At 49.2% G+C, this 12577-nt stretch carries 8 protein-coding genes; 6 read left to right on the top strand and 2 right to left on the bottom strand.

The annotated features are described in order from the left end of the window. The first annotated feature begins 51 nt into the window (after window positions 1-51). The 3 genes from Enr17x_RS21430 (at window position 52) to hslU (ending at window position 3695) form a co-directional block, all read left to right on the top strand. Window positions 52-1470, top strand: a complete 1419-nt coding sequence (locus Enr17x_RS21430) for a DUF1501 domain-containing protein (RefSeq protein ID WP_145311742.1) — start codon at window positions 52-54, stop codon at window positions 1468-1470. A gap of 312 nt (window positions 1471-1782) precedes the next feature. Beyond that, window positions 1783-2343 carry an ATP-dependent protease subunit HslV gene (gene hslV, locus Enr17x_RS21425; protein WP_145219567.1) on the top strand — a complete coding sequence of 187 codons (561 nt, stop codon included), beginning with the start codon at window positions 1783-1785 and terminating at the stop codon, window positions 2341-2343. Continuing rightward, entirely contained in the window at window positions 2331-3695 is a 1365-nt protein-coding gene (gene hslU, locus Enr17x_RS21420; RefSeq protein WP_145311741.1) for an ATP-dependent protease ATPase subunit HslU, read from the top strand. The genes hslV and hslU overlap by 13 nt, the downstream gene beginning before the upstream one ends. A 97-nt stretch (window positions 3696-3792) precedes the next feature. On the opposite strand, the gene Enr17x_RS21415 is transcribed toward hslU, so the two are convergent. Beyond that, window positions 3793-4704: a DUF1559 domain-containing protein gene (locus tag Enr17x_RS21415; protein WP_145311740.1), complete on the bottom strand. Its 912-nt coding sequence runs from the start codon at window positions 4702-4704 to the stop codon at window positions 3793-3795. A 363-nt stretch (window positions 4705-5067) separates the two neighbouring features. Between Enr17x_RS21415 and Enr17x_RS21410 the strand changes: the two genes are divergently transcribed. From Enr17x_RS21410 to Enr17x_RS21400, 3 genes are read left to right on the top strand one after another with little or no spacing between them, the layout of a single operon-like run. Then, a complete protein-coding gene (locus Enr17x_RS21410; protein ID WP_145311739.1) occupies window positions 5068-5331 on the top strand; it encodes a zinc ribbon domain-containing protein in 264 nt (87 codons plus the stop codon). 2 nt (window positions 5332-5333) lie between these two features. After that, window positions 5334-5960, top strand: coding sequence for a Maf family protein (locus Enr17x_RS21405; RefSeq protein ID WP_198000720.1), 627 nt, complete (start codon window positions 5334-5336; stop codon window positions 5958-5960). A gap of 36 nt (window positions 5961-5996) precedes the next feature. Then, complete coding sequence (locus tag Enr17x_RS21400; protein ID WP_145311737.1) at window positions 5997-7067, top strand: tRNA dihydrouridine synthase; 1071 nt, start codon at window positions 5997-5999, stop codon at window positions 7065-7067. A gap of 98 nt (window positions 7068-7165) precedes the next feature. Here Enr17x_RS21400 and Enr17x_RS21395 read toward each other — a convergent pair whose 3' ends face one another. Beyond that, on the bottom strand, window positions 7166-12196 hold the full coding sequence (locus Enr17x_RS21395; RefSeq protein ID WP_145311736.1) for a GEVED domain-containing protein: 5031 nt from the start codon (window positions 12194-12196) through the stop codon (window positions 7166-7168). Window positions 12197-12577: the final 381 nt, after the last annotated feature.

Here is a 12577-nt window from a genome sequence, read left to right as displayed (position 1 = left end):
GACAAAAGTTAATATTAAAGTCATACCCATAGAGATCAATCGAGACACGCCATGAGCATCCTACCTCAATCCCTGTTTTCCCGCCGCGATCTGTTGAAAAAATCAGCCGTGGGTTTTGGGAACCTTGCCTTGCTGTCGATGTTGAATGAAGAAGCACAGGCTGCTTCTTCCAAAGATCCGTTGGCTCCCAAAGAACCACATTTCACACCGCGGGCCAAACGCGTCATTTTCCTGTTCATGAAGGGCGGACCGTCCCACATGGACACGTTCGACTACAAGCCTCAGCTTCAAAAGTACGATGGCAAGCCTCTGCCCTTTGATAAGCCACGCGTTCAGTTTGCTCCTACTGGAAACCTGTTGAAATCGCCGTGGAAGTTCAAGCAGTACGGCGATAGCGGAATACGCGTCAGTGAACTCTTTCCGAATGTCGCCGAATGCGTGGATGACCTCTGTATCATCAATTCCTTGCATGGAACTAACGCCGCACATGGGGGCGCGTTACTCAAACTGCATACCGGCAGTGATGCCTTTGTGCGTCCCAGTATGGGCTCATGGGTGACTTATGGTCTGGGAACGGAGAACCAGAATCTGCCCGGCTTCATCACCATTTGCCCGACGCTTGCACATGGCGGGGTGAAGAACTGGAGCTCTGCGTTTCTACCGGCTCCCTATCAGGGAACACCCCTCGGAAATGCCGCCGTTGCCGCTGAACAGGCTCAGATTGAATATATCAAAAACAATTTTCTCTCACGCAAAGTTCAACGCAAGCAGGTCGAATTCCTGAATGATTTAAATCGTCTGCATCAGGACCAGACCGGACCGAATCAAATCCTGGAAGACCGGATTGGTTCATTTGAGCTTGCCTTCCGCATGCAGGAAGAAGTGCCACAAATTCAGGACATTTCGGGAGAAACGGAAGCAACCCGGAAAATGTACGGCTTGGATGAAGAAGTCACTGCAGACTTCGGTCGGCAATGTCTGATGGCACGCCGTTTTGCTGAGCGGGGTGTTCGCTTCATTCAGGTTTCGCACAGTGATCAGAAAGTCCAGTGGGATCAACACAGCAACTTACTCGAAGGGCATGGAAAGAATGCGAAAGAAGTTGATAAACCGATCGCCGGTTTATTGAAGGACCTCAAGCAACGTGGCTTATTAAAAGATACGCTGGTCGTCTGGGGCGGCGAATTCGGTCGTACGCCAACGGCTCAAGGGAAAAACGGTCGCGACCATAACCCGGAAGGGTTCACCATGTGGCTGGCTGGGGGCGGCGTGAAAGCCGGCTTCCAATATGGTGCGACTGATGAGTTTGGCTATTACGCAGCCAAAGACAAAATGCACATTCATGATTTCCATGCCACCTTGCTGCATATTCTCGGAATGAATCATGAAAAGCTGACTTATCGCTACGCGGGACGGGATTTCCGCCTGACTGATGTTGCCGGTCATGTGGCACACGGCGTACTGGCCTGATGGGTTTGTCCATCTGACAATTGTCGATTGAATCCCAAAACCCTCTTTTTGAAAAAATGGAGGGTTTTTTGATGCGCGATGAACCACATACAGCAATCCTGCGTTCTTATATTCAGTGAGAGTGTAGAATCACGATCTCTTTGTCTGAAATCAGCCTGTGCGATGCGTTGCAGAGATTGAAAAACGCAATTGCGGCAGACTATGATTCAGGTTCAGTGACCTTGCATGTCCGGTGGCTCTGATCTATGGTGTCTCTGCGTGGCCTTTGCCGGGTTTTTGTATCAGCATTGATTTATGAAATGTGAAGTAGATATGAGTTCAAAAGACAAAAAGAAATGGCGTTCCACGACGATATTAACTGTTCGACACCAGGGGCAAGTTGCCATCGGCGGTGATGGACAGGTGACTCACGGTAATACTGTGATGAAAAGCGATACACGTAAGATTCGCAAGATTCTCGATGGGCAGGTCATCTGTGGATTTGCCGGTTCGACGGCAGATGCATTCTCCTTACTGGAACGATTTGAAGTCAAAGCCCGTGACTATCCCGGAAATATGCCCCGCGCTGCAACAGAACTCGCGCGTGACTGGCGTACTGACCGCGTGCTGCGAAAGCTGGAAGCACTGATCGTGGTGATCAATACCGAACACAGCCTGCTGATTACCGGGCAGGGCGATGTAGTGGTTCCCTCAGACGGCATTATTGGCATCGGTTCTGGAGGCAACTATGCTACGGCTGCCGCGCGGGCACTTGTCGGTCATTCTGATTTGTCGGCAGCAGAAATTGTAAAAACATCTTTAGGTATCGCATCAGACATCGATATCTATACGAATAATAATATCATCGTGGAGGAGCTGCAGTGCAAGAGTTAACGCCGCGACAGATTGTCGCAGAGCTGGATAAACATATCGTTGGTCAGGATGACGCAAAGCGCGCTGTGGCGATTGCCTTGCGGAATCGCTGGCGCTGGCAGCAACTTCCAGATGAACTTCGAAAAGAAATTACTCCTAAGAATATTGTGATGATCGGCCCTACCGGAGTCGGCAAGACGGAAATTACCCGTCGCCTGGCGCAGCTAATTGATGCCCCATTCATCAAAGTGGAAGCAACCAAATATACGGAAGTCGGCTATTACGGACGCGATGTTGAGAGCATGGTTCGTGATCTGGTCGATTCAGCAACGAATCTGGTCCGTGAAAAGAAACGCGTCGAAGTGGTTGATAAAGCAAAAGTTCGTGTTGAAGAACGCCTGCTTGATCTGTTGGTGCCGCGTCCAGAATGGGAGCCTTCTCGCACAGATTCAACAGAAGAAGCGAAGGAAGACGATTCCCAGGAACGCTATGAACGCACCCGGGATAAATTTCGCAAAATGCTGAAGAATGGAGATCTGGAAGACAAGGATGTCGAGATCTCCATCGACCAGAAAAGTTCGCCGGTTCAAGTATTCTCAAATATGGGTATGGACCAGATGGACGTCGATCTGCAAGGCATGTTCGAACGGATCATGCCTCAGCAGAGCAAGAACCGCAAACTGACAGTTGCAGAAGCGCGCAAAGTACTTCTGGAGCAGGAAGTGGAAGGTTTGATGGATAAGGATGCCATTGCGGAGGAAGCAATTGAACTGGCCGAACGTAGCGGAATTGTCTTTGTCGATGAAATCGACAAAATCTGTACGTCTGAAGAAGGGGGCAGCCGTGGCGGTGATGTGAGCCGGCAGGGGGTGCAGCGTGATTTACTGCCGATCGTTGAAGGCACAACTGTGCAGACCCGAAGCGGTTCGGTAAAGACTGATTATATGTTGTTTATCGCAGCTGGAGCCTTTCACCGGACCAAACCTTCCGACTTAATGCCCGAGCTTCAAGGGCGTTTTCCGATTCGTGTGGAACTGCAGGAGCTGACCCGCGATGACTTTCTGAGAATTCTGACAGAGCCGACCAGTTCGATCACAATGCAGTATCAGGCATTGTTGAAAACGGAAGGGATAAAGGTCAAGTTCGAAAAAGACGGACTGGAAGAGCTGGCCGAAATTGCGTTTCAGGTGAATCAGACGACACAGAATATCGGTGCCCGTCGACTGCACACGATTCTAGAGCGTCTGTTAGAAGAGGTCAGTTTTGAAGCACCCGACCTGAAGACAAAGAAGCTCACAATTGATGCCGCGTATGTGCAGCAAAAACTGCATGCCATCGTTGAGGATGAAGATCTCAGTAAATTCATTCTGTAAGCGGCATCAATCAAGTTCAAAACAAAAAACTCTCCCCGATCATAATCTTCGATCGAGGAGAGTTTTTATGTTTCCTATTTTGTATTTCACTGGGAAATTAGAACTCGCCGATTACATTTCCGTCGCTGATCTTTCCTAGATTTTCATAAGTGGTACCATCGAGATTTTCGCTCAGAAATCGAACAGCGCCATCACCCAGCAGGAAGTGAGCGCCCCCTGTATGTCGACTGCTGAAAGCCCATTCTCGTGTTCCGTTAATCAAAGCAGCGGGATGATTTTCAGTGAGCCAGACGACGGAGGCGGTTTTTCCGTTATCGTAATAACCAACCCAGATGGCTCCGTTATAAGTGATGCTTCCCACGCGGCCTCGGGCGGTTTCCCCAATCATGACTGTGTTGCTGGCACCATCGGTAATGTCACGTAGTCGCGTATTGCTGTTCGACCAGAAAGAACCATTCCCAGGAGCGCTATTATGCGGATTGGAATTCACAGCATTATTCGCACCCCGGCTTCCATATACGCCTTTGTAATTGGAAGTTGCATGGCCGCCTCGATCGGAATTCAGTTTACTTCCCGAATCAGAAGGGCAACGAAAAATCGGAATCGTCGTTTTAGATTCATCAGAAGGGGCGGCAACCAGATGCGTGCTCCGCACATTCAAGGCATTGTACAGGGGGGCTTGCTCAATAAACGGGAGCAACATCGTTCCCCAGCCCCAGCCGGGCAGGCAGCCACTGGTGCTCGAAGATGAATTGGCCTGACAGGTGGAAGCTCTCGAAGGCTGAACCCAGCCTGGAGGAAAGCAGCGGTGGGTTTCATGGTAATTGTGCAGGGCGATTCCCACTTGCTTCAAGTTATTTTTACAGGTGCTGCGCCGGGCCGCTTCCCGGGCCTGTTGTACGGCTGGAAGTAACAAGGCGATCAAGATCGCAATAATGGCGATCACAACGAGTAGTTCGATCAAAGTAAAGCCGCGCCTCCGGCCCGGTTTTAACTGGTAAAACTGCATCAAGACTCTCCAATAGGTAAAATAAGAATTAGTAAATGATTTCAATGTGTACCACCGCTGGAGTGGCAAATTGTGGTGGTAGGCAGTCAGGCATTCATAATAGGAAATTGATATTAAGAAACGCCGATGTGAGGGAACGCAGGTGAGATAAACCGCGTGATTCAACATCACTCAATGTAGTAAACAACCTGTTGTTGAATACCGAAAAGAGGTCCAATCTCACGGTAAAAAATGAAATATTCACAAAACTGTTGTATGATTAGTTTAATAATCCTTGATGCGTCCCGGAACCCCCGTCATAGTCAGTGAGTTTCAAAGAAATACTAATTAAATCACAGAAAGTTTTTCTGAAAGAAGACAGAGATGGATGAAGACTGGGGTTATGGTGACGAGGAGCAGTGGGACGAGTCAGAATTCGATGACGATGATGTAAATGAGACGGTTGCCTGTTCAAATTGTGGGGCAGAGATATATGAAGACGCCGTTTCCTGCCCGATTTGTGGCGAGTATATCACGACAAATACTCATCCATTCAGTGATCGTCCCAACTGGTGGATCACGCTGGGAATCGTGGGAGTGATCGCCACTATATTGAGTTTGCTCTTTCTGTCAGGTGGCGAGAGATGAACATGAAATCGGATAAGATCATTTTGGGGTCCCGTTCTCCACGTCGGAAAGAGTTGCTCTCGCAGATTTTTCCGGAAGCATCGATTGAAATTATTCCGCCACAAGATTCTGAGGAAGCCGGTTTTGATCAGCTTTGTGATCTGGAATCCATTCGCCAAAGGCTGATCTCGATTTGCACCACCAAAAACGACGATGTCTATCGGCAGGTCAATCAAAGCGGGGCTATCAGCACTCCCATTTTGACAGCAGATACGATCGTGGTCATTAAAAGACCGGATTCAGGCTATCATGTGTTGGGGCAACCTCCCACAGGACCGGAGTGGAAACAGACGGTTCGTAACTGGTTTTTAGACGCCTATGCAGGGAAGACACACCGGGTGATGACCGGGCTTTGTCTTCGAGAAGGAGAGCAGTTGATCACGGAAATCGCACAGACGCTCGTGACTTTTCATGATCGGGATACTGTGGACCGCCATCTGGAATGGTATCTTTCCACAGAGGAATCAGTGGGAAAAGCCGGAGGATATGCTGTTCAGGGGGCCGGCAGTGTCTTTGTGAACCGCATTGAAGGCAGCCTGTCGAATGTAGTAGGATTACCGCTGGAAAATGTATTAAGATTACTCACTTAAACGCCTGCGCGTTTAGTTCGAAGATGAAACCGCCTCATGTCATTGATCAAATGGAGTTCTACGGAATCTCCGGAAATTCAAATTGGAAATCGGCTGCTCAGTTCCCGCTATTTTCTGTCACCGCTGGCAGGATATACGCAACATGCCTTTCGTGTCGCGTTACGCGAATTGGGGGGCGTGGGGTTATGTACCACCGATCTCGTACTCGCGTCACAAATGCTTTCCCGCAGCCGGAAAGCGAAAGCGCTACTGAAAACGTCTGCTGAAGATAACCCGCTGACAGTGCAGATATTTAGCGGCATCGCTCAAGAGTTAGTTGTTGGCGCACGCTGGTTGGAACAGCAGGGCTATGAAGCCGTCGATATCAACATGGGGTGTCCGATGGCCAAGATCAATGGAAATGGAGGTGGTGCACGAATTATGTGTGCGCCGGATGCAGCCTGTCAAATGGTGGCGGATGTGGTTGATGCCGTTTCCATTCCTGTGACGGTTAAAATGCGTCTCGGTTGGGATCGCGATTCCATTACCGCGCCTCTGCTGGCGCGAGAATTCGAAAAAGCAGGAGTGGCCGCGATTACCATTCACGGTCGGACCCGCAATCAGGGATTTGGCGGAACCGTTGATTTGGAGGGAATCAGGCGGACAGTGGAAGCAGTGCAGCAGATTCCTGTGGTCGGCAATGGAGATGTCTGTACGGTCGAGGATGCATTTCACATGAGAAATGAGACCGGCTGTGAAGCCGTCTCCATCGGTCGCGGGGCAATGCTGGATCCGTGGATCTTTTGTAAAATCGAACGGACCGTTCGGGGAGAAGAACCCTTTGTTGAACCGACCATGGAAGAGCAAATCAAATTTCTGGTGCGTCATTTTACTCTGATGGTCGCACAGCATGACGACTACGGATGCACTTTGATTCGTAAATTTGCCGCCTGGTACGGTGCCCGGCTGGGAATTCCTGAAGACCTGGAAGATCGGTTGCGCCGAATTCAATCGATCGATGAGTTTCATGAAATCGTGAAACAGATTCGTCTGCGGCATGGAGAGCGGGCCTCTTCTATTCCCACGGCTCTGATCAAAACACCCAACGGTCCAGTGGAACGCTGGTAAACAGACCTGCTGAAAGAAGACTCTCCTGAAATGAAAGCAGCCTCTGCAGAACGAAATTCCGCAGAGGCTGTGTTTGTGATTGTCGTCAGTAAGCGATCTTAGTTTGTAAGATCATGGCCGCCAGCGTTGAAGATATCCAGTCCCAGATCCAGCAGGAACCAGTCATCACCACGGGCAACGGCACCATATAGCTCATCGACATCACCATCATCAATGACAGTGGTATCATCGAGTCGAATATTATTCACGCCGGCAGTAAGGCTATCGACGCGTCTGTTGATACTTTGCACGCGATCTTCAGAAGGCACTGACGAAATCCATTCTGAATAGATTCCAAAGAGTTGTGCCAGACCGTTATCATAAACGGTTGAACCACCGATTAAAATATCCCCGTTTGCTCCGTAGTTTAAGTGAATCGCTTCATTGTGGCCACGAACCAAATCAGCTCCGTCACCACCAATCAAAATATCATAGCCATCAGGACCACCTTCGAGCGTGTCGTTTCCGTCTCCACCGATCAGGACATCATTACCCCAACCACCGATCAGGGTGTCGTTTCCAGTGCCGCCGAAGAACATCGACTCTCTATTGTAGAACTGATCGTCCGCCTCGATCCAGTCATTTCCGCCCAGACCCCAGGCATAGATGCCACCAGTGGGCTGGAAATAGGGCTGTGACGTAATTGGATTGATGATAAAGACATTATTTACTTTAACCTGGATCAGGCCTTGGTGATTTTGCGAGATGATGATTTCGTCATCACCCTGTGTGCCTCTAATAAACAGTGCTGATTTACCAGGACGGTTCGGGTCGGGCAGTAAGCCGGTGAAGTTTTGTGATAGAACGTTAATCTTATAATCTTCCACTTCACCATCTGCTGCGGCGCCGGTTGTGGATAACCCACCAGCTGAACTCAAACGGAATCGGGCAGTAACCTGGCCAACAACGACAGTTGGTGGCACTGCGATCGAAACAGAGTTGCTGCCTGCAACCACGGCATGGCTGCTGAGAACCTGCTCGTTGGCTTCCCAGACTCCATTGCCATTGAAGTCAATCCAGGCATCAACGAAACCGGTGCCAGTTGAGAATATCGTCACTGTAGTGGCGGTGTCACCGGCGATGATCGGGTTGAACAGAATTCCGTCATCGTCATCCAGATTGGCATTCATAGATTCCTGGCCGTCAGCATCTGCAGTGATACCCTGACCCAGGAACAAGCCGTTCGCATTGATGGCGTGTCGTGCACCGTCCTCTGCCAGCAGGTTCGGGAACATGTCGGGAGCATCACCAAAATCGACACCCGCTCCAGGATTTCCGACCTGAGCTACGATCAGTGCCGTCTCAGTAATCGTTTCTGGAGTGGTTGTGCCAAATGGTCCGGCAAATTTTAATACCTTACCCAGGTCAGTATCGACAACATAAAGATTATCATCTGGTCCAAATGCCAAGCCATATGGCTGTTGGATTGTGGTTCCAAATGTAAATTCCTCAAAAATGCTTACGTCAGAGAGATCAAACCGGAGAATACTCTGCGTCGCACCATTGGCAACATAGAGATATTCTTTTTGATCTAGACCTGTACCTTCGGTCTTGATGGTCAAACCACGGGGGCTAAACAGACCACCTGTCCCCGCGGCAATGAATGGACCGCCAGGAACGACATCCCCGTTGGAATCAAACTTCAAGATTTCGTTTGTATTGAAGCTGGCAACATACAGATTGCCAGCGGAGTCAAATACCATTCCGTAAGGCTTGCCCATGCCTCCTTCATTGCGAGATACAAATTCTCCCATGTAAGCGCCGGTTGATCCATTAAATTGCAGAATGCGATCACGAGTAAAACCAGTGTCGGCGACATACAGATTTCCATCCGGCCCGAAGGTGATGAATCTTGGTTCTTTCAGATTCGCCGCTCCGCCAGTGTCAATGAAGATACCGCCTCCAATTGTTGAAGGTGTCCCGGTTAGACCATCGTATCGCAGAATTTGCCCGGTACCGGAACTGGCGACATACAGGTCTCCATCGGGGCCGAATGCCATACCATTGGGAACAACAATTCCACCTGCTCCGGCATCCACAAACGGATTATCAGGAGCCGGGGCACCCGTCTGGCCATTAAATCGTTCTACGGTATGGTCAGATCCGCCTGAGCCTTCAAAACCGTTACTGACGTAGACGTCTCCCCCCTGTCCGAAGATAATATCGCGTGGGCTGTTCAAACCGGATGACACAAATTCGCCCAGATAGTTTCCTGCCTGACCTTCGCCTGTATCAGCGTCTTCATAAGCTGCGGAAATGGTTTGCCCGAAGACAACATCCAAAGTTCCATTTTCCGTAACGAGGGGACCAGGTGAAGAAAAGATGGTTCCTACAAATTCACCACCATTACCGGCGGTTTCTGTTAATGTGACCGTTTCAGAGTCTCCACCAGAGGAAGTGACCAGTACGTTGACCGCTCCGGTTCCGACTAAGTCGCCATCTGTAACCGTGATCGTAATTAATTGACCTGCTTCATATTCGACTGCATCAAATGTGACGACACCTCTACGGGAGGCAGTCAAATCAAGGCGGTAGTCTTCGACTTCCCCGTCAGGGGCAAGGCCCGTTACATCCAGACCTGCCTGTGAACTGAATCGGAAGCGGGCAAACGTTTCACCAATACTGAATGCAGCTCCTTGCGGAACGGCAAACTTGATGGTATGCGTGCCCGTCGTCAGTGCTTCATCAACGACGATCTGCTCACTGGAGTCCCAGACGCCATCACGATTGAAGTCAACCCAGCCTTGCAGGAAACCATCTCCGGTCACATCTACCAAGATCGACGCGAAGGCATCACTTTCAGAAATGCCATTCGAGAGGAAAACAATCCCGTCGTCATCCAACCCATCACCAGAGGCATCCAGGCTGGGAAGTCCATCGGCGTCTAAATCGATCGAGGCGCCAAGTCTCAGATTCCCTACAAGTGTATGTCGGGCTCCATCATCGGCAAGCAGCGTTGGATATGTGTCTGGCGCATCTCCAAAATCACGGCCATAGTCGGCACCCGTGGATAAGCCAAATGCGAGTGTATTAATGCTGTCTTGTAGTCCTGCGAATCCAATCAAAGAGTCTGTTCCAAAGTCGACATCAACATCATCGCCGGTACCATAGAAGCCATCATTGCCTATGCCGATCGTATTGGAGAGGCTTCCACCAACATCAATGAGCTGAGATGGTGAGAAGAAAGTGGAATTCGAAGTATGAAATAACCCGAAGAAGTGGCCTGCTTCGTGAGCGGCAATATTACCTACAGCTTCACCAATCAATTCAACCATGGTGCTGGTGAAGTTTTTGATGATATTATTCAGGGAGTTAGGGTCAGCTTGATTTGTGCTACTGAGCAGGTCCAGTAATACGACAGAATCTTCCGTAGTATCAAAGTTTCCAACATCAATTGATTCGGCAATGCCGATGGTACTGATTCCCAGTTCTGCGATCGTACCACCGATAATGATTCGACTGACATTTTCCTGTCCAAACGGATCGGCATGATCACGGCTGTTTAAAATCCGAATCCCGTAGTCACCGGGATTAGTCGTGGTGTTGTAGTCACCATTATTTCCGAGCACCCCAATATCTGCAAAGTTTTCTTCAATCGTTGCCAGGATCGCGTCAATCACGGCATCTTCATCCGCAGTCGTCACATCATTCCAGTTATCAAGAAACGCACTCAAGGGGGAGAGCGTAGCGGTAGTGGAATCCAGAGTGTCGTCAAAGATAGACGGGTCTACTGTGGCACCATCAAAATCAATGAAGATTGTCTGAATGGCGTCCGGGCCGACCATTTGGGTTTCCAGTTCAGGACGGAACGCTCTGAGCTGGAGATCGTACAGGCCGAAATCTCCAGTCACTGCAACATAATAAGTTCCAGTAACGGGAGCTACGATAGAGGCGGCCGCATTTCCGTCACCAGGAAGAGGGCTGTCATCAGGATAGAGATCGGCCAGAAAACGTGATGATTCAAACATCGTCTGTCCCGTCGGGCTAATCAGTGAGACAGTTTGTCCCGCACCATACAGGTTAGCCCCCAGGATATCTCCTGCTTCCAACTCAACAGCATAATAATCGATATCCGATACATTTAACCCGATGGTGAGGTCATACAGACCTTCAGAGCGAGCACTCGCACCGACACCATTTCCGCTGGCAGAATCAAAGGGATCACTGGGGCTTCCTGTTCCAAAACTGCTGACCATGACGTAATAGTCACCATCCAAAGGAGCGACAAAGTTAAGTAGACTGTCTAATCGAAAGCCACCATCGTCGTCACTAACGAGTAGTGATCCATCACTGGCATAAATGGCAACAATCGGATCCAGGTTAAAGAACTGTGTTGTATCTTCTACTGAGACGGTAATCCGTTGTCCGGCTATCACATTTGAGATTTGGTAAAAGTCAAAATCACCTGAATCGGTGCCTGCGCTGCCCCCGGTCCCATAAGGACCATTGCCAAGAGTTGCACCCAGGATTTGAACTTGTTCTCCCGAGGTCAAACCTAAATTATTGGCCAGCAGAATGGAGCCGTCATCTTCGGGAAATTCACCAAAGGTTTGCGTAAACCCTGTATTGGCGAGAAATCCAGCGAGATCAACTTCCGGATCGTCATCAGCGCCCGTCCCGAATCCAGCAATCAGTTGGGCATTCGAAATCACATCGTTGGAGCCGCTTGTACCGATGACTTCATTTTCGTGTGTCGCAAACGAGAGTAAATCAGCAGTTGTTTGAAGATTTGGAGGGTTACCTACTTGCCCTTTATCTTTAAACGCCAATTCTTTCACTTCTTCTGAAACGGGGGCGTTTAATTCTTCTTCAGCGAGGTCTTGAGCAGAAATTGGAATCTGTGGGGTGATATTTCCACTTCCAGATGCGATAGGGGCGACATTACCTGTGTCACCGAATATATTGGGATCGAAGATGTTGCTTGCCGAAAGCAAGGTCCTGTCTTCCAGGCTCTCGACGATGGAAATCGAAGTCGAAAACGATTTCATCCGTTGATTGCGCAAGCGTGTATTTCGACCCTTGAGAAGATAGTTGAGAAGTGAACCAATTCGACCTGGCTGGTTACGACGTTTAGTTCTCGTAAACATCATTTGCATCTTTCCATATCATGCCAAAACAGAGTACTCGATCTGAAGCGAGTCGCGTGTCTGTGAGTAGTAGTTGTCTGTAACTTATTTGTAATAAATGGTTTATGTGTATTTGATTGAGCAAGATCGCCTTGAGATGCCATCTTGTTCGCGTTAATCAAAATCAACTTGTAAGGTTTATTGTTAAAATGGGTAAATTTAACACTGATTGTGCAGCAGTAAAACTACGGATGTCAAGCAAAAGATAGAAAAGATCATCCGAAAAATAACGGTTACTTATGGTTTTAAGGATCAATGGGAGACAGAGTCTTCTCTTCTGGACGTCTGAACGTTCAATTTCTCACCTTCTTATAGGCTTTTTCATGGAAAAAGCCTGGTCCCTGT

This window comes from Gimesia fumaroli, from assembly GCF_007754425.1.
GTDB classification, from domain to species: Bacteria; Planctomycetota; Planctomycetia; order Planctomycetales; family Planctomycetaceae; genus Gimesia; species Gimesia fumaroli.
This window is presented reverse-complemented; position numbering and strand designations above follow the sequence as displayed.